The 24,876-nt window shown below is 65.8% G+C and carries 25 protein-coding genes and 1 pseudogene; 20 read left to right on the forward strand and 6 right to left on the reverse strand.

The features are described from left to right. The first annotated feature begins 24 nt into the window (after window positions 1-24). The 18 genes from fabD (at window position 25) to nagZ (ending at window position 16,436) form a co-directional block, all read left to right on the forward strand. A complete protein-coding gene (gene fabD / locus B2J86_RS05990) occupies window positions 25-975 on the forward strand; it encodes an ACP S-malonyltransferase (RefSeq protein ID WP_169633294.1) in 951 nt (316 codons plus the stop codon). Continuing rightward, entirely contained in the window at window positions 972-1,718 is a 747-nt protein-coding gene (gene fabG / locus B2J86_RS05995) for a 3-oxoacyl-ACP reductase FabG (RefSeq protein WP_169633296.1), read from the forward strand. Before fabD ends, fabG begins: the two co-directional genes overlap by 4 nt. 103 nt (window positions 1,719-1,821) lie before the next feature. Continuing rightward, window positions 1,822-2,061: an acyl carrier protein gene (acpP, locus tag B2J86_RS06000; protein WP_027995239.1), complete on the forward strand. Its 240-nt coding sequence runs from the start codon at window positions 1,822-1,824 to the stop codon at window positions 2,059-2,061. A gap of 46 nt (window positions 2,062-2,107) precedes the next feature. Next, entirely contained in the window at window positions 2,108-3,352 is a 1,245-nt protein-coding gene (gene fabF / locus B2J86_RS06005; RefSeq protein WP_169169024.1) for a beta-ketoacyl-ACP synthase II, read from the forward strand. 92 nt (window positions 3,353-3,444) lie between these two features. Further along, window positions 3,445-3,948 (forward strand): hypothetical protein, encoded by a 504-nt coding sequence (locus tag B2J86_RS06010; RefSeq protein ID WP_169169025.1) that lies wholly within the window; start codon window positions 3,445-3,447, stop codon window positions 3,946-3,948. Window positions 3,949-3,961: 13 nt separating this feature from the next. Next, window positions 3,962-4,597: an RNA polymerase sigma factor RpoE gene (gene rpoE / locus B2J86_RS06015; RefSeq protein ID WP_169169026.1), complete on the forward strand. Its 636-nt coding sequence runs from the start codon at window positions 3,962-3,964 to the stop codon at window positions 4,595-4,597. A gap of 27 nt (window positions 4,598-4,624) precedes the next feature. Then, on the forward strand, window positions 4,625-5,239 hold the full coding sequence (locus B2J86_RS06020) for a sigma-E factor negative regulatory protein (protein ID WP_173024963.1): 615 nt from the start codon (window positions 4,625-4,627) through the stop codon (window positions 5,237-5,239). 125 nt (window positions 5,240-5,364) lie between these two features. Then, complete coding sequence (locus B2J86_RS06025; protein WP_371736200.1) at window positions 5,365-6,348, forward strand: MucB/RseB C-terminal domain-containing protein; 984 nt, start codon at window positions 5,365-5,367, stop codon at window positions 6,346-6,348. Window positions 6,349-6,449: 101 nt separating this feature from the next. Beyond that, entirely contained in the window at window positions 6,450-7,925 is a 1,476-nt protein-coding gene (locus B2J86_RS06030; protein WP_169169028.1) for a DegQ family serine endoprotease, read from the forward strand. A 363-nt stretch (window positions 7,926-8,288) separates the two neighbouring features. After that, window positions 8,289-10,097, forward strand: a complete 1,809-nt coding sequence (gene lepA / locus B2J86_RS06035; RefSeq protein ID WP_169169029.1) for a translation elongation factor 4 — start codon at window positions 8,289-8,291, stop codon at window positions 10,095-10,097. Beyond that, on the forward strand, window positions 10,097-11,071 hold the full coding sequence (lepB, locus tag B2J86_RS06040) for a signal peptidase I (RefSeq protein ID WP_169169030.1): 975 nt from the start codon (window positions 10,097-10,099) through the stop codon (window positions 11,069-11,071). Before lepA ends, lepB begins: the two co-directional genes overlap by 1 nt. Window positions 11,072-11,111: 40 nt before the next feature. Beyond that, entirely contained in the window at window positions 11,112-11,474 is a 363-nt protein-coding gene (locus B2J86_RS06045; RefSeq protein WP_169169031.1) for a DUF4845 domain-containing protein, read from the forward strand. Next, entirely contained in the window at window positions 11,475-12,158 is a 684-nt protein-coding gene (gene rnc / locus B2J86_RS06050; RefSeq protein ID WP_169633299.1) for a ribonuclease III, read from the forward strand. Continuing rightward, on the forward strand, window positions 12,155-13,192 hold the full coding sequence (era, locus tag B2J86_RS06055; RefSeq protein ID WP_169169033.1) for a GTPase Era: 1,038 nt from the start codon (window positions 12,155-12,157) through the stop codon (window positions 13,190-13,192). The genes rnc and era overlap by 4 nt, the downstream gene beginning before the upstream one ends. 103 nt (window positions 13,193-13,295) lie before the next feature. Continuing rightward, window positions 13,296-14,069 carry a DNA repair protein RecO gene (gene recO, locus B2J86_RS06060; RefSeq protein WP_169169034.1) on the forward strand — a complete coding sequence of 258 codons (774 nt, stop codon included), beginning with the start codon at window positions 13,296-13,298 and terminating at the stop codon, window positions 14,067-14,069. Further along, window positions 14,066-14,842: a pyridoxine 5'-phosphate synthase gene (locus B2J86_RS06065; RefSeq protein ID WP_173024964.1), complete on the forward strand. Its 777-nt coding sequence runs from the start codon at window positions 14,066-14,068 to the stop codon at window positions 14,840-14,842. Before recO ends, B2J86_RS06065 begins: the two co-directional genes overlap by 4 nt. 57 nt (window positions 14,843-14,899) lie before the next feature. Beyond that, window positions 14,900-15,298 (forward strand): holo-ACP synthase, encoded by a 399-nt coding sequence (gene acpS, locus B2J86_RS06070; RefSeq protein WP_169169036.1) that lies wholly within the window; start codon window positions 14,900-14,902, stop codon window positions 15,296-15,298. Between the two features lie 55 nt (window positions 15,299-15,353). Then, complete coding sequence (gene nagZ / locus B2J86_RS06075) at window positions 15,354-16,436, forward strand: beta-N-acetylhexosaminidase (protein ID WP_173024965.1); 1,083 nt, start codon at window positions 15,354-15,356, stop codon at window positions 16,434-16,436. Between the two features lie 7 nt (window positions 16,437-16,443). Here nagZ and B2J86_RS18365 read toward each other — a convergent pair. After that, window positions 16,444-16,972, reverse strand: a pseudogene (locus B2J86_RS18365) (hypothetical protein). Window positions 16,973-17,200: 228 nt separating this feature from the next. Here B2J86_RS18365 and B2J86_RS06085 point away from each other — a divergent pair. Then, complete coding sequence (locus B2J86_RS06085; protein ID WP_173024966.1) at window positions 17,201-19,036, forward strand: asparagine synthase-related protein; 1,836 nt, start codon at window positions 17,201-17,203, stop codon at window positions 19,034-19,036. Between the two features lie 118 nt (window positions 19,037-19,154). Here the strand turns inward: B2J86_RS06085 and B2J86_RS06090 are convergent, their stop codons facing one another. The 4 genes from B2J86_RS06090 to B2J86_RS06105 form a co-directional block, all read right to left on the reverse strand. Beyond that, window positions 19,155-19,751 (reverse strand): mechanosensitive ion channel family protein, encoded by a 597-nt coding sequence (locus tag B2J86_RS06090; RefSeq protein WP_173024967.1) that lies wholly within the window; start codon window positions 19,749-19,751, stop codon window positions 19,155-19,157. Between the two features lie 59 nt (window positions 19,752-19,810). Continuing rightward, a complete protein-coding gene (locus B2J86_RS06095; RefSeq protein ID WP_169633306.1) occupies window positions 19,811-20,842 on the reverse strand; it encodes a diguanylate cyclase domain-containing protein in 1,032 nt (343 codons plus the stop codon). 11 nt (window positions 20,843-20,853) lie between these two features. Continuing rightward, a complete protein-coding gene (lysS, locus tag B2J86_RS06100; RefSeq protein WP_173024968.1) occupies window positions 20,854-22,398 on the reverse strand; it encodes a lysine--tRNA ligase in 1,545 nt (514 codons plus the stop codon). Between the two features lie 94 nt (window positions 22,399-22,492). Next, a complete protein-coding gene (locus B2J86_RS06105; protein ID WP_169169042.1) occupies window positions 22,493-23,131 on the reverse strand; it encodes an LON peptidase substrate-binding domain-containing protein in 639 nt (212 codons plus the stop codon). Window positions 23,132-23,299: 168 nt separating this feature from the next. Between B2J86_RS06105 and B2J86_RS06110 the strand changes: the two genes are divergently transcribed. Continuing rightward, window positions 23,300-23,851, forward strand: a complete 552-nt coding sequence (locus tag B2J86_RS06110) for a YggT family protein (RefSeq protein ID WP_169169043.1) — start codon at window positions 23,300-23,302, stop codon at window positions 23,849-23,851. A 117-nt stretch (window positions 23,852-23,968) separates the two neighbouring features. On the opposite strand, the gene accD is transcribed toward B2J86_RS06110, so the two are convergent. Beyond that, on the reverse strand, window positions 23,969-24,841 hold the full coding sequence (accD, locus tag B2J86_RS06115) for an acetyl-CoA carboxylase, carboxyltransferase subunit beta (protein WP_169633309.1): 873 nt from the start codon (window positions 24,839-24,841) through the stop codon (window positions 23,969-23,971). Window positions 24,842-24,876: the final 35 nt, after the last annotated feature.

Below are 24,876 nucleotides of genomic sequence, written 5' to 3' on the forward strand. Positions count from 1 at the left end.
TTTGTCATTATTTCCAGAACGACCATGAAGTCTTTTGCATTTGTCTTCCCGGGCCAGGGATCGCAGGCCGTGGGCATGCTCGATGGCTGGGGCGATCATCCGGCCGTCGTGCAGACGCTGCAGGAAGCGTCCGACGCCCTGGGCGAAGACGTGGGCCGCCTGATCCACGAAGGCCCCAAGGAGCAGCTCGCGCTGACCACCAACACCCAGCCCGTAATGCTGGTGGCCGGTGTGGCCGCCTGGCGCGTCTGGCGCGCCGAGGGCGGCGCCTTGCCCGCCGCTGTGGCCGGGCACTCGCTGGGCGAGTATTCGGCGCTGGTGGCGTCGGGCGTGCTGACGCTGGCGCAGGCCGCCCCGCTGGTGCGCCTGCGCGCCGCCGCCATGCAGGAAGCCGTGCCCGTGGGCACGGGGGCCATGGCCGCCATCCTGGGCCTCGATGCTGCAAAAGTGATGGCTGGTTGCGCAGAGGTGACGAGCGCCATGGGCCAAAGCGGCATTGAAGTCGTCGAGGCGGTCAATTTCAACGACCCCTCGCAAACCGTGATCGCCGGCAGCAAGGCCGCCGTCGAGAAGGCCTGCGAAGTGCTCAAGGCCGCCGGCGCTAAGCGCGCGCTGCCGCTGCCGGTCTCCGCGCCGTTCCATTCCAGCCTGATGAAACCCGCCGCTGAAAAGCTGCGCGTGGCGCTGGCCGCCACGGCGCTGGCCGCGCCGCAGATCCCGGTGCTCAACAACATCGACGTGGCCGTGCAGCAGGACGCCGACGCCATCCGCGATGCGCTGGTCCGCCAGGCTTTCGGGCCCGTGCGCTGGGTCGAGTGTGTGCAGGCACTGAAGGGCCGCGGCATCACCCATCTGGTCGAATGCGGCCCCGGCAGGGTGCTGGCGGGCCTGGTGCGTCGCATCGACGCCGAACTGGTGGGCGCGGCGCTGTACGACCCCGCCACCCTCACCGAAGTCAAGGAACTGCTGGCATGAGCGAATCCACTGCAAAGGCGCCCGTGGCGCTGGTCACCGGCGCATCGCGCGGCATTGGCGCGGCCATCGCCCTGGAACTGGCCGTGCGCGGCTACCAGGTCATTGGCACCGCCACCACACCCGAAGGCGCGGAGCGCATCACTGCAGCGCTGGCCGGCCACCCCGGCTGCCGCGGCGCAGCCCTCGATGTCAACGACGGTCCGGCCGTGGATGCGCTGATCGACGGCATCGTCAAGGAGCAGGGCGGCCTGCAGGTGCTGGTGAACAACGCCGGCATCACGCGCGACACCCTGGCCATGCGCATGAAGGACGGCGACTGGGATGCGGTGCTCGACACCAACCTCAAGGCCGTGTTCCGCGTCAGCCGCGCCGCCATCAAGCCCATGATGAAGCAGCGCTTTGGCCGCATCATCAGCATCACCAGCGTGGTAGGTGCCTCGGGCAACCCCGGGCAGGCCAACTACGCGGCCGCGAAGGCCGGCGTCGCCGGCATGGCCCGCGCCCTGGCGCGCGAGCTGGGCAGCCGGGGCATCACCGTCAACTGCGTGGCGCCCGGCTTCATCGACACCGACATGACCGCCAAGTTGCCCGAAGCGCAGCAAAAGGCCCTGCAGGACCAGATTCCGCTGGGCCATCTGGGCCAGCCCGCCGACATTGCGCATGCCGTTGCCTACCTCGCATCCCCCGAAGCGGGCTATGTGACAGGGCAGGAATTGCATGTCAATGGCGGCATGTACATGTAATTGGCAGAACCCACGCCGCGCCATCCGTACGGCGGGCCGTTCAAGGGGCACTCCCTGAACCGGCTAGAATCGCGGATCTATTCACAACCCCCAGAGGGAAACCATGAGCGATATCGAAGCACGTGTCAAAAAAATCATCGCCGAACAACTCGGCGTGGAAGAGTCTCAAGTCACCAATGAAAAAGCCTTCGTGGCCGACCTGGGTGCCGACTCGCTCGACACGGTCGAACTGGTGATGGCCTTGGAAGACGAGTTCGGCATCGAGATCCCGGACGAAGACGCCGAGAAGATCACGACGGTGCAAAACGCCATCGATTACGCCACCACCCACCCCAAGGCTTGAGCGGCGCCCCGCGCCCGTCCTCGCGTTTAGCACAAGGTTTTTTTGCATGAGCCGTCGTCGCGTCGTCGTGACCGGCCTGGGTTGCGTCAGCCCCGTGGGTAACACGGTGGCCGAGGCCTGGGCCAACATCCTCGCTGGCCAGTCCGGCATTGACCTCATCACGAAGTTCGATGCGTCGGATTTCTCCTGCAAGATTGCCGGCGAGGTCAAGGGTTTTGATCTGGAGTCCTACATGAGCGCCAAAGAGGCGCGCACCATGGATTCCTTCATTCATTTCGGCGTTGCCGCAGCAGCGCAGGCTGTAGCGGATGCCGGCCTGCCCACGGGCGAGGCGCTGGATGAAGAGCTGGCCACGCGCATTGCCTGCGTGATCGGCTCGGGCATTGGCGGTTTGCCGCTGATCGAGAACACCCACGCCGAGTATGCGAACCGGGGACCGCGCCGCATCACGCCCTTTTTCGTGCCCGCTTCCATCATCAACATGGTGGCTGGGCATGTGTCGATGCGCTTTGGCTTCAAGGGGCCGAATCTGGCGGTTGTCACGGCCTGCACCACAGGGCTGCATTGCATCGGCGAAGCCGGTCGCATGATCGAATACGGCGATGCCGACGTGGTCGTGGCCGGTGGGACGGAGTCGACCGTCTCGCCGCTGGGCATCGGCGGCTTTGCGGCCATGCGCGCCCTTTCGACGCGCAACGACGACCCGAAGGCGGCATCGCGGCCCTGGGACAAGGACCGCGACGGTTTTGTGCTGGGTGAAGGTGCGGGCGTGATGGTGCTCGAAGAGTATGAGCACGCCAAAGCTCGCGGTGCCAAGATTTACGCGGAACTGAGCGGCTTCGGCATGAGTGCCGATGCCGGGCACATGACGGCTCCCAACATGGATGGCCCGCGCCGTGCCATGCTGAACGCGCTGCGCAACGCCGGCATCAACGCCGACCAGGTGGACTACCTCAACGCGCATGGCACCTCCACTCCGCTGGGCGACATCAACGAAACCAATGCCATCAAGGCCGCACTGGGCGACCACGCCAAGCGCACCGTCGTCAGCTCCACCAAATCCATGACCGGCCACCTGCTGGGCGGCGCCGGCGGTATCGAGAGCATCTTCACGGTGCTGGCGCTGTACCACCAGAAGGTGCCACCCACCATCAATCTGGACAACCAGGATCCAGAGTGCGACCTGGACTTTTGCGCCAATACCGCGCGGGACATGAAGGTGGATGTGGCCGTCAAGAACAACTTCGGTTTTGGCGGCACCAACGGCACGCTGGTCTTCAAGCGCGTTTGACGCGCGGGGGCGCACCCGCTGCGGGTGGCGCTGCCTCAGGTCTTGTGCCGCTCGCTGCATGCGAATCGCGACGTGGGCCGACTGACGGCGTAATGTCTTCTTTTCTCCGCCACCATGCACCCGCCGTGCGCTACCCCGTGGCGCGCGGTGTCTGGCTCGGCTGGGCGCTGGTGGCATATGCAACTGCAGGCTTTCTGGCGCTGCTCGCCTGGGCGCTCTGGGGTGCCGGGACGCGCAATGCCATGGTGGGAGCGGCCGGCGTGCTGTGGCTGGGGTGCTGTGCCCTGGCCCTGCATTTCTGGTGCAGCTGGCGACCGGCCACGCTGGCATGGAACGGCAGCCACTGGAGCCTGGAAGCCCCTGCAGGGGCCATTGCATCCCCAGCGACGATACAAGTCCATCTCGATCTGCAGCGTTGCCTGTGGGTGCGGTTGCAACCGGTGCTGCCACATCCCGTCCGCGCGCACTGGTTGTGGTTGGAGCAGCGCAGCGCGCCCGAGCATTGGGGAGAGCTGCGCCGTGCGGTATATTCGCGCGCCAGGCAGGGCGCTGGAGATATTTCCAGCCACGGCCCGCGCAGCGGCCCCCAGGCATGACACTCTCTTATCCATGACCGTTTTGCCTCCCGCCGATCCTCCCGCTGCCGACCACAGCGACCTTCAGCTCGTCGAGCGCACGGTTGCGGGCGACCAGCGGGCGTACGAGTTGCTGGTCATCAAGTACCAGCGGCGCATAGAGCGGCTCATTGGCCGCATGGTCCGCGACACCGATTTGATACAGGACATTGCGCAGGAAACTTTTATCCGCGCCTACCGGGCCCTGCACCAGTTCCGTGGCGAGGCCCAGTTCTATACCTGGCTGTACCGCATCGCCGTCAACACCGCCAAGAAAGCGCTGATGGACCTCAAGCGCAACCCGGTGGTCTACGAAGGCGCCTTGCGCGGTGGCGACGATGAAGATGAAACTTCGCGCCTCGGCCACGAACTAACCACCGACGAAACCCCAGAAACCGTGCTGGCCGCGCAAGAAATTGCGGCAGCGGTGAATGCGGCCATGGACGCTTTGCCCGAAGACTTGCGCCAGGCGGTGACCCTGCGCGAGATTGAGGGTCTCAGCTATGAAGAAATCGCCACCGCGATGGCCTGCCCGATCGGCACGGTTCGCTCGCGCATCTTTCGAGCGCGCGAGGCGATTTCGGTGCGTGTGCGGCCGCTTCTGGAGAACCAGACGGGCAAGCGGTGGTAAGTGCCAAATGGGTTGACAGGTGACACCATGAATGAAATTTTGGACCAACGAGAACAGCTCTCTGCCTTGGCAGACGGGCAGCTTCAGGGCGAGGAGATGGCGCATGCCCTGCAGTTCGCGCATTCGGCCGATGGGCTGGCGACATGGGAGCTCTACCATGTGGTAGGGGATGTGCTGCGCTCGCCCGAACTGGCCCGCCATGCTGGCAACGCTGATTTTCTCAACCGGCTGCAGCAGCAGTTGGCGCGCGAGCCCCAGCCCCTGCGCCCCTTGTTGGTGCATGCGGGTTTGCAGCAGATTGCCGAGCCCTCCGCTGCCATGCCAGAGGCCGCGAACGCCTCGGTGTTTCGCTGGAAGATGGCGGCGGGCTTGGCTTCCATGGCGGTGGTGCTGGCGGTCGGCTGGAACTCCTGGGACACCTTGCAGAACGGCGGCCCGTCGGGCGCGCGACTCGCTGCTGCGCCACCGGCGCCCGAGCAGGCCGCTGTGGCTGTGGCAGAGAACCAGGCACCCCAGGTCATGCTCCGTGACCCGCGCCTGGATGAACTCTTGGCTGCGCACAAGCAGTTTGGTGGCACCTCCGCGTTGCAAATGCCGGCAGGATTCTTGCGCAATGCCACCTTCGAGGCGCCGGCCCGTTGACCGCTGGCCCACGTGAAGACGTGAGAGCGCACCCCGATCCGCTGCGCGGCGCGCGCAGGCAGGCGAGACACAGTTCATGGGAGTTCTGGCGCTGGGCCGCCGTTGGGATCGCAGCCGGCGGTGCTGTGCTCCCACTGGGGGCCGCACCTGCGTCTGCGCCTGCAACCGCGGCTGCAGCAGCACTGCCCGGTTCCGCTCAGGAAGACATCGCGCAATGGATTGAGCGCTGGCACACCGCGTCGCGCACGCGCAGCTATATCGGCACCTTTGTGGTGTCTTCCGCTTCGGGTGCCATGGCCAGTTCGCGCATCGTGCATGCCTGCATGGGCACGCAGCAGATGGAGCGCGTCGAGGCCCTGACGGGGACGCCCCGCATCACCTACCGCCACAACGACGAAGTGCGCACCTTCTGGCCCCAGGCGCGCGCCGCGCGTTCGGAGCAGCGGGAGCACGCCGGCGCCTTTCCGCAATTGCCTGGAGCCGGGGGCGCCGATGTGGCCAGCTTCTACAGCGCGCAGCGCCTTGCGGGCGAGCGTGTGGCGGGCATGGCTGCCGATGTGCTGTGGCTGAAGCCGAGGGACGCCTTGCGTTTCGGCTACCGCATCTGGAGTGAGCGCGAATCCGGTCTGGTGCTCAAAATCCAGACCCTCGAGCCCGGTGGCCAGGTGCTGGAGCAGGTGGCCTTTTCAGAGATTGACCTGAATGCGCGCGTGCGCCTGCAGCCGCTGCGCCGCATGATGGACGACACGACCGGCTACCAAGTGGTCAGCGTGCCTCGGCGCAAGACGTCTGCGGCCGAGCATGGCTGGGTGCTGCGCCAGCCTGTCGATGGGTTCGTGCCGCTGAACTGCTACCACCACGGGGCACGCGCCGGGCAAGAGGGCGAGGGCGGGAGCGCCTTGCAGTGCATTTACTCGGACGGGCTGGCGACGGTGTCGCTGTTCCTCGACGTCTACGACCCCCATCGCCACGTCGGCGGGCAGTGGAGCATGGGGGCCACGCACACGCTGGCGCAGCGCCTGGGCGCGGACCTCTGGGTCACGGCCGTGGGCGAGGTGCCGCTCGAAACCCTGCAGCTGTTTGCGTCCCGGCTGGAGCGCAAGCGCTGAGAACCGGGTCCGCCGCGATGCGGAACCAATTGCGAAGCTGGGTTTCACAATGCCAGGCGCCCGAGGCGCGCATGGTTCCCTGGATTTTTGAAAGGTCGTTGATGAAGAAGATCGATTGGAAGACGGTGCACTCGTTTGCATTGGCCGGCGTGTTCGCTGTGGTGGCTGGCATGGCCGCCGTGCCTGTGGGCTCGGCCTATGCCCAGCCCGCTTCAGTGCGTGGCTTGCCGGACTTCACCGATCTGGTGGAGCAGGTAGGGCCGTCGGTGGTGAACATCCGCACGGTGGAGAAGGCGGCGGCGCGCGGCAGTGCCAATGGCATGGACGAGGACATGCTGGAGTTCTTCCGGCGTTTCGGCGTGCCCATTCCCAACATGCCGCGGCAGCAGCGCCCCGATCGCTCGCAGCCGGAAGAGGAGCCGCAGCCGCGCGGCGTGGGCTCGGGCTTTATCCTGAGCGCCGATGGCTATGTCATGACCAACGCCCATGTCGTGGAGGGTGCGGAAGAGGTTTTGGTCACTTTGACGGACAAGCGCGAATTCAAGGCCAAGATCGTCGGTGCCGACAAGCGCACCGACGTGGCCGTGGTCAAGATCGAGGCCACCGGCCTGCCTGCCGTGAAGATCGGCGAACTGTCGCGCCTGAAGGTCGGTGAATGGGTCATGGCCATCGGCTCGCCGTTTGGGCTCGAAAACACCGTGACAGCGGGCATTGTGAGTGCCAAGCAGCGCGATACGGGCGACTACCTGCCTTTCATCCAGACCGACGTGGCAATCAATCCCGGCAATTCGGGCGGTCCACTGATCAACATGCGCGGCGAAGTGGTCGGCATCAACAGCCAGATCTATTCGCGCTCGGGCGGCTTCATGGGCATCTCGTTTGCGATTCCGATTGACGAAGCCATGCGCGTGAGTGAGCAACTGCGCGTGAGTGGGCGCGTCACGCGCGGGCGCATCGGCGTGCAAATTGGCCCTGTGGGCAAGGATGTGGCCGAGTCGCTGGGGCTGGGCAAGCAACAGGGAGCGCTGGTGACCGGGGTTGAGTCGGGCTCGCCCGCGGAAAAGGCCGGCGTCGAGGCCGGGGATGTCATCACGCGCTTCGAGGGCAAGCCGATTGACAAGGTCAGCGACCTGCCGCGCATGGTGGGCAACACCAAGCCGGGGACCAAGAGCACCGTCACCGTCTTCCGGCGTGGCAAGGCGCGCGATCTTGCCATCATCATCGCCGAAATCGAACCCGAAGCGCCGGTGCGCAAGGCCGCAGAGCGCGAAGCCAAGCCCAAGCCCAAGGCCTCGGCGCTGGCGCAGCAATGGGGTCTGTCGGTCTCCGAACTGAGCGACGCGCAGAAGAAGGACCTCAAGCTCAAGGGTGGGGTGCGTGTGGAGGCCGCCACCGACGCGGCCGCGCGCGCCGGTCTGCGCGAGGGCGATGTGATCCTGGGGATTGCCAACACCGAGGTCTCCAGCCTCAAGGAACTGGAGGCCGCGCTGGCGAAGGCCGACAAGAACAAGCCCGTGAATGTGCTGTTCCGGCGCGGTGAATGGGCGCAGTACGCGCTGATGCGACCGACTCGGTGACAGGTGCCGGCCCAGGCCCTAGCGGCAGGGGACTCAGGCTTCATATAAGAAAGGCCCAGATCTTCCATGAAGAGGCCCGTGCTGTCGCTTGCCGTGTCAATGATCGAAATTGGTAGAATGACTGCTTTTAATGCGCAATTATGGGCATATAAAGGTTTGTGAAACCGCGATACGGGCTTGCGTCCGGCTGCAGCAAATCCCCCAGGCGGTGCGGTGCCGGCATGAACCGGCGGTCTTTTTGCCTACAATGAAGCTCCAACCATCGCAGTTGCCAAAGATGTTGGTTCAGGGCGCGTCACCAGTCGACGCGCCCTTTTTTCTTGCGCGCAGCTTTGCCATCCAATCACTTGACGTTTTCCGTTGATGAATCACATCCGAAATTTTTCCATCATTGCGCACATTGACCACGGCAAGTCGACGCTGGCCGATCGCCTGATCCAGCGCTGCGGCGGCCTGGCCGAACGCGATATGCAGGCCCAGGTGCTGGACTCGATGGACATCGAGAAGGAGCGCGGAATCACCATCAAGGCGCAGACGGCGGCGCTGCAGTACAAGGCCCAGGACGGGCAGGTCTACAACCTCAACCTGATCGACACCCCCGGCCACGTCGACTTCTCGTACGAAGTGAGCCGTTCGCTGTCGGCGTGTGAAGGCGCGCTGCTGGTGGTCGATGCCTCGCAGGGCGTGGAGGCGCAGACCGTGGCGAACTGCTACACCGCGCTGGAGCTGGGCGTGGAAGTGCTGCCCGTGCTCAACAAGATGGACCTGCCCAATGCCGACCCCGACAATGCCCGGGCCGAGATCGAGGACGTGATCGGCATCGACGCCACCGACGCCATTCCGTGTTCGGCCAAGAGCGGCATGGGCATTGACGAAATCCTCGAAGCCATCGTCGCCAAGGTGCCGGCGCCCAAGGGCAATCTCGCGGGCCCGCTGCGCGCGATGATCATCGACAGCTGGTTTGACCCCTATGTGGGCGTCGTGATGCTGGTGCGCGTGGTCGACGGCCGGTTGCTCAAGGGTGAGCGCTTCAAGATGATGGCGTCCGGTGCGGTGTACAACGCCGACAACCTGGGGGTGTTCACACCGGCCAACGAGCCGCGCACGTCGCTCGATGCCGGCCAGGTGGGCTACATCATCGCCGGCATCAAGGAATTACAGGCCGCCAAGGTGGGTGACACCATCACGCTCGAAAAGAAGCTGCCCAACAACGCCGGCCCGGCCGCCGAGGCCTTGCCCGGTTTCAAGGAAATCCAGCCCCAGGTGTTTGCCGGCCTCTACCCGACCGAGGCCAGCGAATACGACCAGCTGCGCGATGCGCTTGAAAAGCTCAAGCTCAACGATGCCTCGCTGCAGTACGAACCCGAAGTCTCGCAGGCGCTGGGCTTTGGCTTCCGCTGCGGTTTTCTGGGGCTGCTGCACATGGAGATCGTGCAGGAGCGGCTGGAGCGCGAGTTCGACCAGGATCTGATCACCACCGCGCCCAGCGTGGTCTACCAGGTGGTCAAGGCCGACGGCGAAGTGCTCATGGTCGAGAACCCCTCCAAGATGCCCGACCAGGGGCGCCTGGAAGAAATTCGCGAGCCCATCGTCACCGTGCACCTGTACATGCCGCAAGACTATGTCGGCCCGGTGATGACGCTGGCCAACCAGAAGCGCGGCGTGCAGATGAACATGGCCTACCACGGCCGCCAGGTCATGCTGACCTATGAGATGCCGCTGGGCGAGATCGTGCTCGACTTCTTCGACAAGCTCAAGTCGGTGTCACGCGGCTATGCGTCGATGGACTACGAGTTCAAGGAGTACCGTGCCTCCGATGTGGTGAAGGTCGACATCCTGCTCAACGGCGAGAAGGTCGATGCGCTGTCCATCATCGTGCACCGCAGCCAATCGCAGTACCGCGGCCGCGCCGTGGTCGCCAAGATGCGCGAAATCATCAGCCGCCAGATGTACGACGTGGCCATCCAGGCGGCGATCGGCGCCAACATCATCGCCCGCGAAACCATCAAGGCGCTGCGCAAGAACGTGCTGGCAAAATGCTACGGCGGCGACGTCAGCCGCAAGCGCAAGCTCCTCGAAAAACAAAAAGCAGGCAAGAAACGCATGAAACAAATCGGTTCGGTCGAGGTGCCCCAGGAAGCCTTCCTGGCTATTTTGCAGGTGGAAGACTGATGCGGGCCGTGCAGGTGCTCACCTCGCTGGTGCTCGCGGCGTTCGTGGCCTACGTCGGGGCATGGTATTTCGGTGCGATCGAAGGCAACTTCGCGCTGCTGCTGTTCCTGGCCACCGTGGTCACCGGCTGCTACTGGCTGGCCGAGCGGTTTTATTTCCTGCCGCAGCGCCGCCGCGCCGCCCAGGCGATCGAGGACGCCGCCGTGCAGCGCCGTGCCGAGCTCGACCGCATGGGCATCGCCAAGGTCGACGTGGACGTGCAAGAGGCCAAGGGCCGTGTCCTCATGCAGCCCTGGTGGCTGGACTGGACGGCGGGGCTGTTTCCGGTCATCGCGGCCGTGTTCCTGCTGCGCTCGTTCCTGTTCGAGCCGTTCAAGATTCCCTCGGGCTCGATGATCCCGACGCTGCTGGTGGGCGACCTGATCCTGGTGAACAAGTTCACCTATGGCGTGCGCCTGCCGGTGATCAACACCAAGATCACCGAGGGCAACGCGCCCGCGCGCGGCGATGTCATGGTGTTCCGCTACCCGCCGCAGCCCAGCCTGGACTACATCAAGCGCGTGGTCGGCGTGCCCGGCGACGAGGTCGCCTACCTGAACAAGCGCCTGACGATCAACGGCCAGGCCGTGCCCACCGCGGCCGCGCCCGACTTCTTCGATGAAGACGCCATGCGCTACTTCAAGCAGTACCAGGAGCAACTGGGCACGCACAGCCACCGCCTGCTCAACAACCCCGAGGTGCCGGCCTTCGTGCAGGGGGCCAGCAGCTTCGCCTACCGCGAAAACTGCCGCTACAGCGTCGAGGGCGTGGTCTGCAAGGTGCCCGAGGGCCACTACTTCATGATGGGCGATAACCGCGACAATTCGCTCGATTCACGCTACTGGGGCTTCGTGCCCGACAAGAACATCGTCGGCAAGGCCTTTTTTGTCTGGATGAATTTTGGCAATCTCAAGCGCATTGGGTCGTTCAACTGAGCCGCCGCTGCCGCGGTACACAAGCAAGAGGGAGTGGGGCATGGGGATTCATCGCACAGCCATCCGGTCGCGCCAGCGCGGCATGTCGTTCATCGGCCTGATCGTCGCCGGGGTGTTGGCCGTGTCGGTCTTTGCCATTGGCGGGCAGTCGCTGCCGATCTTCCTGGAGTACCAGGCGGCCCGCAAGGCCATCGAGAAGGCCAAGCATGAAACCACGGTGCCGGCCGTGCGCGCCGCGTTCGACCGTGCCGCCGCGATCGACGACATCCACTCGGTCAAGGGCTCCGACCTCGACGTCACCAAGCGCGGCGAGAAGGTGGTGGTGTCGTTCAACTACGCGCGCGAGATCCCGCTCGCGGGTCCGGCCTACCTCGTCTACCGCTTCCAAGCGCAGACCGACTAAGTGCAGCCCGGTCTTGTTTCGCTGCAGGCGCGCCTGCAGCACGAATTCTCCGATCTCGCGCTGCTGCAGCGTGCCGTGACGCACCGCAGCTTCAGTGCCGACCACAACGAGCGCCTGGAATTCCTCGGCGACTCGGTGCTCAACCTGGCCGTGGCCAGCCTGCTCTATGCGCGCCTGAGCGCGCAGCCCGAGGGCGACCTCTCGCGCGTGCGCGCCAACATGGTCAAGCAGGAGACGCTGCACCAGCTGGCGCTGGGACTGCAGGTGGCCGATGTGCTGCGCCTGGGCGAGGGCGAATCGCGCTCGGGCGGGCACAAGCGCCCATCCATCCTGGCCGATGCCGTCGAGGCCCTGATCGGCGCCGTGTACCTGGACGCCGGCTACGGCCCGGCCGAAGCCTTGGTGCACCGGCTGTTTGCCGCCGTCGAGATCAACCCGCAAATGCAAGCCGCTGCCAAGGACGCCAAGACCGCGTTGCAGGAGTGGCTGCAGGGCCGCAAAATGAAGCTGCCCGAATACCGCGTGGTGGCCACCGTGGGTGCGGCCCACCGGCAAACCTTCGATGTGGAATGCCACATCCCCGAACTGGCGCTCACCGAGCGCGGCATTGGTGGCTCGCGCCGGGCCGGCGAGCAGGCCGCCGCCGCCGCCATGCTGGCCACCCTGAAAGCAAAGAAACCATGAACGATGCTACCAAAAAAGTAGCTACCAACGCAGACCCCGTCAGCGCTGAAGCCCAAAAACACCTTGAAAACCCCGAGGCGTCGCAGACCGCTGAAATGCCCGAAGCGGTCGAGGCTGCGGCCGGGGAGGGGGCGGGCGGTCCGCAGCGCTGCGGCGTGATCGCCATCGTCGGCAAGCCCAACGTCGGCAAGTCCACGCTGCTCAACGCGCTGGTGGGCCAGAAGATCAGCATCACCTCGCGCAAGGCGCAGACCACGCGCCACCGCATCACCGGCATCCGCACGCTGGGGCAGACGCAGTTCGTGTTCGTCGACACGCCGGGCTTCCAGACGCGCCACGCCACGGCACTGAACAAGTCGCTCAACAAGACCGTGATGGGCGTCATCAGCGACGTGGACCTGATCCTGTTCGTGGTCGAGGCCGGCAGCTTCACGCTGGCCGACGCCAAGGTGCTGTCGCTGTTCAAGCCCGGCATCCCCACGCTCCTGATCGCCAACAAGTTTGACAACATCCACCGCCGCGCCGAGATCGCGCCCTGGCTCAAGGGCATGCAGGAGCGCCACCCGTTCGCCGAGTTCGTGCCGATGTCGGCCAAGAACAAGAACGACATCCAGCGCCTGTACGGCATCTGCGAGAAGTACCTGCCCGAAGCGCCCTGGTGGTACGACGCGGACGAGCTGACCGACCGCAGCGAGAAATTCTTGGCTTCCGAAACGGTGCGCGAAAAACTGTTCCGCTTCACCGGCGACGAGCTGCCCTACACCTCGACGGTGATCATCGACCAGTTCGGCGAAGAAAAGAGCAAGAACCACAAGCGCCTGGTGCGCATCGCCGCCACCATCGTCGTCGAGCGCGACAGCCACAAGGCCATGGTTATCGGCGACAAGGGCGAGCGCCTCAAGCGCATCGGCATGGAGACGCGCCAGGAGCTCGAGAAGCTCATGGACTGCAAGGTGTTCCTGGAGCTGTGGGTCAAGGTGCGCTCGGGCTGGGCCGATGACGAGGCGCGCGTGCGCTCGTTCGGCTACGAGTGACGTGAGCGACCGCAGTGCTGGCCGCGCGACCCTCCCGGCCCCGGCCTCCCGGGGCCGTGTCTTGCGCACGCAGCGCCGCCGTGCCAGCGCCTGAAGGAATGCCGTGGCCACCGCGCGCCGCTTCACCCACGAACCTGCCTTTGTGCTGCACCGCTACGACTGGAGCGAGTCCAGCCTGATCCTGGAGGTGTTCACGCGCCAGCACGGGCGCGTGGCGCTGGTCGCCAAGGGCGCCAAGAAGCCCACCTCCAACTTCCGCCCGGTGCTGCTGCCGCTGCAGCCCCTGAGCCTGACCTGGACGCACAGCAGCGCCGCCGCCGCAGGCAGCAACGACATCCATACCTTGAAGGGCGCCGAATGGGTCGGCGGCCACACCATGCCCACGGGCGATGCGCTGCTCTCGGGCCTGTACCTCAATGAACTGCTGCTGCGCCTGCTGGCGCGCGACGACCCGCACCCCGCGCTGTTCGACGCCTACGCCGGCGTGGTGCGCGTGCTCGCCAGCGAGCATGGCGATGCGCTCGAACCCGTGCTGCGCACCTTCGAGCTGCTGCTGCTGCGCGAAATCGGCCTGCTCCCCGTGCTCGATGCGCAAACCCTGACCCTGGGCGCGCTGCAGGGCCAGGCGCGCTACACCCTGGTGGCCGAAGGCGGCCTGCGCGCCGCCGCGCCCGGCGAGCGCGCCAGCCTCAGTGGCGTGCAGTGGCAGGCACTGCAGCATGCGCTCGACGGCGGCGTGCGCTTTGCCGCGCTGCTGCGCGCCTGCGCGCCCGTGGCCTTCGAGCTCAAGCCGCAGCTGCGCGCGCTGCTGCAATACCATTGTGGCAGCCCCTTGCTGCGCACGCGCCAGCTGATGCTCGATCTGCAAAACCTATGACCACTCCTACCCCTGAACACCGCACCGCCCTGTCGGTCAATGTCAACAAGGTTGCGCTGGTGCGCAACACGCGCCACCTGGGCATCCCGAGCGTGGTGCGCGCTGCCCAGCTGTGCCTGCAGGCCGGCGCCCAGGGCATCACCGTGCACCCGCGCCCCGACGAGCGCCATATCCGCGCGCACGACGTGTTCGAGCTGGCCGCGCTGCTTGAGGCCTGGCCGGGGCGCGAATACAACATCGAGGGCAACCCCTCGCACAACCTGATGGAGTTCATCCGCCAGGTGCGCCCGCAGCAGGCCACCTTCGTGCCCGACAGCGAGGACCAGTTCACCAGCGACCACGGCTGGAGCTTTCCGCAGGACGCCGAGCGCCTGGCGCCGCTGATTGCCGAGTGCCGGCAGCTCGGTGTTCGCGTGAGCCTGTTCATGGACCCGGTGCCCGAACAGATGGCGCAGGCCAAGGCCGTGGGCGCCGACCGCGTCGAGCTCTACACCGAGCCCTATGCCGCCGCCTGGGGCACGGATCGCCAGGCGGTGGAACTGGAGCGCTACCGCGCCGCCGCGCAGGCCGCGCTCGACGCGGGCCTGGGCGTGAATGCGGGCCACGATCTGAACCGCGACAACCTGGCGGCCTTCGTGCGCGGCGTGCCTGGCGTGCAGGAGGTCTCGATCGGCCATGCGCTGATCGCCGACGCGCTCGAGCTGGGCTACGGCGCCACGGTGCATGCCTACCAGGCCTGCATAGCCGCCGGCTTTGCAGCAGAAAAATCCTGAATTCATAGCTGCTCGCGCTTGACCCATAAGCGTTAGAGCCCGATTTCATTCAAATTCATGATCTACGGCATTGGCACCGACATCTGCGATGTGCGCCGCATCCGCGCCAGCCTCGATCGCCACGGCGATCGCTTTGCCGCCAGGGTGCTGAGCGAGGCCGAGCTGGTCACCTGGCGCAGCCGCAGCGCGCGCTGGCCCGAGCGCGGCGTGCGCTACCTGGCCACGCGCTTTTCGGCCAAGGAGGCGTTCAGCAAGGCCATCGGACTGGGCATGCGCATGCCCATGACCTGGCGCAGCTGCGAAGTCGCCAACCTCGCCAGCGGCCAACCCACCATCGTGCTGCACGGCGCGCTCAAGCCATGGTTTGAGGCGCGCGGGCTCAGCGTGCACCTCAGCGTGACCGACGAGTCCGACTACGCCGCCAGTTTCTGTGTTGTAGAGAAAATAGGCCTGTAACGCTTGCTGGGAAAGCGCAGGCAGCTATCGAATCAATAGTAAAACCGTGAACACCATGACCGAACACGCTCCCATCGTTCTCGACATTGCCGGCACCGCGCTCAGCGCCGCCGACCGCCGACGCCTCGCCCACCCGCTGACCGGCGGCGTGATCCTGTTCGCGCGCAACTGGGAAACCCGTGCCCAGCTGCTCGAACTGACCAGCGCCATCAAGGCCGTGCGCGCCGACCTGCTGGTCTGCGTCGACCACGAGGGCGGGCGCGTGCAGCGCTTTCGCTCGGACGGCTTCACCCACCTGCCGCCCATGCGCGCGCTCGGCAAGATGTGGATGAAGGACGGCAAGGGTGGCCCGGGCAGCGGCGCGATGCGCGCCACCAACGCCGCCACGGCGGCAGGCTATGTGCTGGGCAGCGAGCTGCGCGCCTGCGGCGTGGATTTCAGCTTCACGCCCGTGCTCGACCTCGACTGGGGCGAGAGCGCGGTCATCGGCGACCGCGCCTTCCACCGCGACCCGCGCGTGGTCACCTTGCTGGCCAAAGGCCTGATGCACGGCCTGCTGCAGGCCGGCATGGCTAACTGTGGCAAGCACTTTCCCGGCCATGGCTTCGTCCAGGCCGATTCGCACACCGAGGTGCCGGTCGACCCGCGCAGCCTCAAGGCCATCCTGCAGGATGACGCCGCGCCGTATCCGTGGCTGCGCAGTACGCTCACCAGCGTCATGCCCGCGCACGTGATCTACCCCAAGGTGGACCGCCGCCCGGCGGGTTTTTCGCGCAAATGGCTGCAAGACATCCTGCGCACGCAGCTGGGTTTTGACGGCGCCATCTTCAGCGACGACCTCAGCATGGAGGGCGCGCGCCGCATCGACGGAAAACTGGTGGGCTACACCGAGGCCGCCGTGGTCGCCCTGCAGGCCGGCTGCGACCTGGTGCTGTTGTGCAACCAGTGCCTGGGCGACGGCGCCGCCGTCGATGAATTGCTCGACGGGCTGGCGCAGCAGCACCGCCAAGGCCTGTGGCAGCCCAGCGCCGACAGCGAGGCGCGCCGCGTGGCGCTGCTGCCGCAAACCCTGCCGCAGGCCTGGGACGACCTGATGTTCCAGCCGGCCTACCAGCAGGCGCTGGAGATGCTGCCTTAGAAGCTGTTCACGATCTTCGAAGGAGCAGGGCCGCCAGGAGCGCAAGGGGGATAGGCTGCAGGCTGGTGTTGAGCTTGCGTTCGCAGCTCTTCCACAGACGCCTGCACTTCTCCAGCCAGGCAAAGGTATGCAGTTCGCTGCGCCTGGCCATTTTTGCACCCGGTTTAGTTTGGCTTTGCTCCTATTCATCGCCTGCGGCACTCCTTTGCGGTCCGCCACGTTGACCGTCGTCACCGCAATGGCATGCGGCCTTGCACCGCGATGCGCAGTTTGCATGTGCGTCGTGCAGGCGTTGCGGCCCTGTCTGGTCCGAGCCACGCCAGCCTGATTTTGGCCTGCTCCAGTACGTGACGGGCGCACTCCATGTGGCAAAGTGCAAGAGCACTGTCCGCCACTTTGGGAACTCCCCGGGCAGCATCCGCCGCTGGCAGTTGCTCTTGAGCAGATACCGCACAGCGCACCAAACCCCAAACCTCATACAGCCCTACCGTCCTGGCTTTGGTTCTGTTGCGCGCACCCTGCAGCAGCGTCCCGATCTCTTTGAACTTCGCGCGTTTGCTGTCGCAGGGGTATTTTTACTGTTTCACCCAGCGACTGTTGGTTCAATATCCAAGCTCGTGAGCACGCTCTTGCGCGGCAACTACTCTGCATGAGGTATTTGTCAGACATCCGCCTCAACGTGATTTGCAGCCGCCCCCTCAAATGTCATTTGGTGTTTAATTGTTATCAATAACACCAAGCGCAGCCCGACAGAAGTGCTGCTTTTGAAGCAGTTGCCATTATTTCGTGAAAACCACTTCATAAATGCCATGTCAATTTTTGCCGGAGTTCTCGCACGCCAGTCCGATGGGAGCATTCCAGCGCAGCTCATGGAGGAGCTGCGTGCATCGGTATCGCGCCACCCCGACGATTTGGGACGGTTGCGAGAATTCAAAGATGACAAGGTCTTCATGGTCAAGGTGGATATAGGCGCCTTGAACGCTGCAGGCGAGTATGGCAGCCCCGAAATGGCGGCTTTCGTGGCGGGAGACCCTTTGCTGCAAAGTCACGCTGGCGCATTGCCAGCGTTACGCTCCGAAGGTCTGGCAGCAGTCGCCCATGACCTGGTGCTCAATCGGCACCACAGCTTGCGTTCGTGCCGGGGAACCTTCTGCGCCGTTGCCTACGAAAAATCCACCCATAAACTGCACCTGGTCACCGACAAGCTGGGCGTGCGGCCAATTTATTGCTGGGTGCTGCCAGATTTCATCTTGTTTGCCACCGCGCTTCGCATCCTGGAAGCGGTGTCTTTTTTTCGCAGATCCCTGCACCTGCAAGGCGCCGCGGAGATCGCCTGCTACGGCGCTGCGCTGGCAGATCGCACGCCTTATCAGGGTATCTTTTGCCTGCTTGCCGGCGAAGTGGTGAGCGCCGATGGGGCTGGAGCACTGCAGCGAGTGCAATATTGGCGCTGGGATGAACTCCCTGTGGCGCAGCCATCTGAGGCTCCTGTGGCCCAGCGCATTTACCGGCACTTCCAGGAGGCAGTCCAGATTCGCCTGGGCGACCAAAAAGCAGTGGCTGCGCACCTGAGCGGTGGCCTGGATTCGCGTGCCGTCGTGGCCGCACTGCAGGCGGGCGGCGCCGAGGTGTGCACAGTGAATTTCAGCCTGCCGGACAGCCAGGACCAGGTGCTGGGCCAACTTGCGGCCGAGCGCCTGGGCACGCACCACACGTCCAGGCCGGTGCAAGCGTTGCTCGATGGCGACCGCCACAGCAATGCCACGGTGCGCGACTGGCTGAACTCCGCGGCGTATCTGGCGCACCAACCCGAGCGGCCGCGCGTCATCTGGTCTGGCGATGGCGGGGGTGAGTGCTTGGGCCACGTTCACCTGAATGCAGACATCGTTGCGGCCACCCGCGCGGATGATCTGGACGGCGCCGTTGACAAGTTTATGGCGTACAACCGCTGGGGCCTGTCGGCCAAGCTCCTCAAGCCGCGCATTGCCAAAACCTTGGCGGACCTGTCGCGCAGCGGCATGCTGTCTGAACTCCGATCGGTGCACCCCGCCGACAAGGGCCGGGTTTTTCATCTGTTTCTCGTGCTGAACCAGCAGCATCGGCACCTGACCAGCCATTTTGAAAACCTGGACATGACGCGCACCGAGTTGGAGGTGCCATTTTTCGACAGCGAGTTTCTCAGCGCCATCGTGCGTGAAAAAATTGATCCGTTCTTGCGCCACTCCTTTTATCTGGACTGGCTGCGGTGCTTTCCGCCAGGCGTGCTCGAGATTGCGTGGCAGGCCTATCCGGACCATGTGCCTTGCCCCCTCCCGCTGCCGCCAGGGCTGGGTTATCAGTGGGACGAGGCCACGGCAAAGGCAAAGAGAAAGACGTCTGGCGCGCTGTTGGCCGAAGCCCGCCAGCTCGCCGGCGAGGCCGGATTTGCAGATGAATTCCTGCGTTACGGTTACATGCACATGTGCATGGCTCTGCTGCGTCTGGGGCGCAATGAATACGACTACCTGCTGCATGCCCCTGCAGTGTTGCACCGGTACTGGCTGCGCAGCCATGGCGAGGCGCGCAGGGCCGGCCCTGCGCTGCGCAGGACAGCAGTGTGAGTTCCGCTCCGGCTCAACGCTCTGCGCGCTGCTGTGAGATGGCTGCCGAAGGCTCGGAAGGAGCATGGCGCGCGGGGCTGGCCATGTCTGGCTTGGCACGGGCAGCGGGAACGCACGCCTACAGAGCGGGCGGCGGTGGTGCGGCAGGCACTTGCGTGCCCACCTTCCAGCGCCGCACCACGCGCTGGAAGATCAGCGCGTTGGGGATCTGCAGCAAGGTGCCCGTGCCCTCGCCCAGGCTGTCTTCGAGCGTGGTGTAGAGCAGGTTGATGTCCACCACGCGCCCGCGCGCGCCGGGCTTGTCGGCGGTGTCGAGCAGCTCGATGGTGTCGCCTACGCGAAACGGCCCGACGGTGAAGATCAGGAAGGCGCAAAACAGGTTGGACAGCACGCTCCAGGCGGCAAAGAAGGCGACCGCCGCCACGGTGGCAAACCCCGTGAAGGCGGTCCACAGCACGGTGGCGGACATGCCCAGGCGCTCGAGCACCAAAAGCAGCGCGCTGACCATGATGGTCCAGCGCAGCAGGGCCTTGATGGGCACGAGCAGCTCGTGCGGCAGCGCGTAGTGCTGGCTCGCGCGCGACACGAGGCGGCGCAGCAGGTGCTGCAGCAGCAGGGCCGTGAGCAGGATCAGCAGGATCTGCAGGCCCGGAACGATGATGTCGAGCCAGTCCTGGGCCCATTCGGGCAGGTAGAGCTTGAGAGAGCGTTGCATGGTCGGTCCCGAAAGAAAACCGGGCGCCGCAGCGCCCGCAAAAGAGAAGGCGCCGTGCATCAGGCCATCCGCTGCTCGACCGTGTCCATCTGCATCTCGAAGCTGAAGAAACGGTCGCGCCCTTGGGCCTTGGCGGCATACAGCGCCTGGTCGGCGCGCATGATCATGCTCTCGGCGCTGGTGTTGTCATCGGGCAGGCAGGTGGTGATGCCGCCCGACAGCGTCAGCACGGCGCCCAGCGGCGAGTCGGGGTGGGCGATGGCGCGCACGCGCAGCAGCTGGCCGAGCGCGCGCGCAAACGTCATCGCGCCCGAGCGCGGCGTGTTGGGCAGGATCAGCGCGAATTCCTCGCCGCCATAGCGCGAGGCCACGTCGCGCGGGCGCACGCACACTTCGCGCAGCAGGCGGCCCACTTCCCGCAGGCAGGTGTCGCCCTGGACGTGGCCGCTGGCGTCGTTGTAGAGCTTGAAGTGGTCGAGGTCGCAGAGCATCAGCGTCAGCGGCGTGCCGTCGCGCCGCGCCGCGAGGATTTCGCTGTGCAGGATGCGGTCGAAGCCGCGCCGGTTCACGAGCCCCGTGAGGGCGTCGGCTTCGACCATTTCGTTGAGGCGCTGGTTGGCCTGGTGCAACTCTTCGGTCAGCGACACCAGGCGCCGGCGCATGTCCAGCAAGCGGCGCATGGCGCGCAGCTTGGCCACGAGCACGATCGGCGTGACGGGCTTGACGAGGTAGTCGTCGCCGCCGGCCTCGATGCCGCGCCACACGTCCAGGTCGCCGTCCAGGCTCGAGAGAAAGATGATGGGGGTCCAGTCGCCGGGCTCGGCAATGCGCATCTGCTGCGCCACCCAGTAGCCGTCGTGGCCGGGCAGCTTGATGTCCAGCAGCACCAGGTCGGGGCGGCGCAGCTTGAACAGTTGCAGGGCCGCGTCGCCGCTGGCGGCTTCGAGCACCTCCGAGACACCGGCATGGCGCAGCTCGCCGACCAGCGCGGCACGCACCGCGGCCTGGTCTTCGACCACCAGTACCGTGAACGGGCCCGTGGGGGCCTGGGCGGGGGATGGGGCGGCGGGCAGGGCAGGCGGTGCGGCCATGGCGCTTGGTGTCACGCTTCGCGGCGCAGCGCCGGGAAGAGGATCACGTCACGGATGCTGGCGCTGTCGGTCAGCAGCATCATCAGGCGGTCGATGCCGATCCCGCAGCCGCCGGCCGGCGGCATGCCATATTCGAGCGCGCGCACGAAGTCGTGGTCGAAATACATGGCCTCGTCGTCGCCGCTGTCCTTGGCCGTGACCTGGGCGGTAAAGCGGGCCGCCTGGTCCTCGGCGTCGTTCAGTTCGCTGAAGCCGTTGCCGAACTCGCGGCCGGTGATGTAGAGCTCAAAGCGCTCGGTGACTTCGGGGCGGGCATCGTTGGCACGCGCGAGCGGGCTGATCTCGGTCGGGTGCTCCATGATGAAGGTCGGCTGCCAGAGCTGGTCTTCGACGGTTTCCTCGAAATACAGCACCTGCAGGCTCGCCAGGCTGCGCTCGGACAGCTTGTTCCGGGCCTCCGACAGGCCCAGTTTCTTGAGCGCGCCGATGAGCCAGACGGCGTCGTCCACGTGCGCGCCGGCCTCGGTGTACTGGAAGATGGCTTCGCGAATCGTCAGGCGCGCAAACGGCTGGCCCAGGTCGACCGCGCGGCCCTGGTAGGAGAGCTGCAGCGAGCCCGTGGCCTTGAGGGCCGCGTCGCGCACCAATTCCTCGGTAAAGCCCATGAGGTCCTGGTAGTTCCAGTAGGCTGCATAGAACTCCATCATCGTGAACTCGGGGTTGTGGCGCACCGAGATGCCTTCGTTGCGGAAGTTGCGGTTGATCTCGAACACGCGTTCGAAGCCGCCCACCAGCAGGCGCTTGAGGTACAGCTCGGGCGCGATGCGCAGGAACATCTCCTGGTCGAGCGCGTTGTGGTGCGTGGTGAAGGGCTTGGCGTTGGCGCCGCCCGGAATTGGGTGCAGCATGGGCGTCTCGACCTCCAGGAAGCCGTGCTGCACCATGAAGTCGCGGATGCTGCTCACGGCCTTGCTGCGCGCCACGAAGCGCTTGCGCGCGGCCTCGTCGGTCATCAGGTCGATGTAGCGCTGGCGGTATTTCACCTCCTGGTCGGCGATGCCGTGGAACTTGTCGGGCATGGGGCGCAGGCTCTTGGTGAGCAGGCGCAACTGCGTCACCTTGACCGAGAGCTCGCCGGTCTTGGTCTTGAACGCCGTGCCTTCGGCGCCGACGATGTCGCCCAGGTCCCAGTGCTTGAAGGCGGCATAAAGCTCCTCGCCCACCGCGTCGCGCGTGATGTAGAGCTGGATGCGCCCACCCGTGGCGCCAAAGGAGCCGTCCTGCACGGTGGCGAAGCTGGCCTTGCCCATCACGCGCTTGAGCATCATGCGGCCGGCCACGCTGATCGGCACCGGCTGCGCTTCCAGCGTCTCGGTGTCCGTGTCGCCGTGCTGCGCATGGATGTCGGCCGCCTGGTGCCGGGGCTTGAAGTCGTTCGGAAAGGCCACGCCCGTGCCGCCCTGGAGGGACTCGCGCAGCGCGCGCAATTTGTCGCGGCGTTCGGCGATGAGCTGGTTTTCGTCTTGGGGGGCGGGTGCGGGATTCAGGTCAGACATAGAGGCCGTCGATGCGGGACGTAAAGATGGGGGCTGCATGCAGCCGAACCGTTGATTTTATGGTGTATGGCATCCGGGGTGCGGGGCTGCCGGTTTATGGCGGCGCAATCCCGGTGCGTTCGAGCACATCGCCCACCAGCTCCAGGCGCACCAGCGGGTTGTCCAGCTCCATCAGTTGCTGCTTGAGCTCCAGGGGCACGGGCAGCAGTTCGCACCAGCGGTTGGCCACCCAGCCGCTGTCGCCCAGCTGCGCTGGCGTCGGCGCGATGGCGGAGGGCGCGCCCGGGTCGCGTTGGCGCAGGGTGGCCAGCACGTGCGCGAGGGCCTTTGCGGTCGGCGCCAGGTCTTCGGGGATCGGCACGGACAGATCGTCCGCCATCTGTTCCACGTCGGCCACCCACAGCCCGTGCGGCAGCAGCGTGCGCTGCAGGATGTGAAAGCGCGTGCCGCCGTGGCACTGCAGCGTGAGCAGGCCGTGCTGGGGCGCCTCGAGGCGCTCGATGCGGGCCAGGGTGCCCACATCGTGGAATTGCTCCAGGGGGGCGCCGGCGCGGCGCACTTCGTGGCCGCTGTGCAGGGCGACCACGCCAAAGGGCGCGCCGGCCTGCTGGCATTTGCGCACCATGTCGAGGTAGCGCACCTCGAACACGCGCAGCGCGAGCACGCCGCCCGGGAACAGGACGGCGCTGAGCGGGAACAGCGGCAGCGAAGTCAGCGTGAGGTGTTGCGTCATGGTGGCGTGGCCCGGTTGCATTCCCCGCACTGCCGCGCCCGCGCTCGGCACCGCGGAGCACCCTGCGTTGCACCGGAATGGCCCTGCGGTGCATTCCGGTGCGTTGGCCCAGGCAGTGGGTTGGCTATCATCCCATGTCGCATTGCCGACCCCAACCCCGACCTGCCCATGCTCTACCAAATTGTTTCGTTTTTGCTCGATGTGGCCGCTGGCCTGCTGTGCGGCGCCTGCCTGCTGCGCATCTATATGCAGTGGCAACGCATCGGCTTCGGCAACCCGGTCGGCCGGCTGGTGTTTGCGCTCAGCGACTGGATGGTGCTGCCGCTGCGCCGGCTGCTGCCTGCCAAGGGGCGCTGGGACTGGGCCAGCCTGGTTGCTGCGGGGCTGGTGGAGCTGGCGCAGTATGTGCTGCTGTGGTTGGTCCTCGGCGCGGGCGCCGGGTGGGCGTGGCTGCCCTGGCTGGCGCTGCTGGGCCTGGTGCGCGTGGCCATCACCGGCACCATCGGGCTGCTGATCGTCTATGCCGTGATGTCCTGGGTGCAGGCGCGCTCGCCCATCGCCGACGTCATTGCGCGCTTGTGCGAGCCGCTGCTGCGGCCGGTGCGCCGGGTGCTGCCGACGCTGGGCGGGATCGACCTGTCGCCGCTGGTGCTGCTGGTGCTGCTGCAGATCGCCATGATGGTGCTGGCGCAGTGGCAGGTGGCGCTGCTGTTGCCCTGAACGCAGCAGGGCGTCGATTTACGCCAAATAAGGCCTCAGCGCTTACTAGGCAAGCGTTGGCAGCTATCGATTCAATAGTGCGGTGCAGCGTACCTGGCCGCGCACGCTGCCCGGGCGTCAGGCCACGGCGTCGGCCGGCAGGCGCTGCAGCATGGCCAGGCTTTGCGCGATGGTGTTGCGCAGTTCACGGCGGTCGCAGATGAAGTCGACGGCGCCCTTGGTCTGCAGGAACTCGGCACGCTGGAAGCCTTCTGGCAGCGTCACGCGCACGGTCGATTCGATCACGCGCGGGCCGGCAAAGCCGATCAGCGCCTTGGGCTCGGCAATGACGATGTCGCCGACGAAGGCGAAGCCGGCGCTCACGCCGCCCATGGTCGGGTCGGTCAGCACGCTGATGTAGGGCAGGCCCTTTTTCGCCAGGCGCGTCAGCGCGGCGTTGGTCTTGGCCATCTGCATGAGCGAGAGCAGGCCCTCCTGCATGCGCGCGCCGCCCGTGGCGGTGAAGCAGATGAAGGGCACCTTCTGCTCAATCGCGGTTTCGACGCCGCGCACAAAGCGCTCGCCGACCACCGAGCCCATGCTGCCGCCCATGAAATCGAACTCGAAGCAGGCGACGACCACGTTGATGCTTTTGACCGCACCGCCGAAGACGATGAGGGCGTCGGTCTCGCCGGTGTTCTCCAGCGCTTCTTTCAGGCGTTCGGGGTACTTGCGGCTGTCCTTGAACTTGAGGGCATCGACCGGCAGCACTTCCTGGCCCAGTTCGTAGCGGCCTTCGGGGTCCAGGAACGCGTCGAGCCGCATGCGCGCGCCGATGCGGTGGTGGTGGCTGCAGGTGGGGCAGACGCACTGGTTGTGCTCCAGGTCGGCCTTGTAGAGCACGCTGTCGCAACTCGGGCATTTGACCCAGAGGCCTTCGGGCATCTGGCGGCGCACCGTCGGGTCGGTGGGCTGGATTTTGGAGGGCAGGAGTTTTTCAAGCCAGGACATGGGGTTTCCTCTTCAACGGCGCTGGCGCGCACAGG

This window comes from Acidovorax sp. SRB_14, from assembly GCF_012932145.1.
GTDB lineage: Bacteria > Pseudomonadota > Gammaproteobacteria > Burkholderiales > Burkholderiaceae_C > Simplicispira.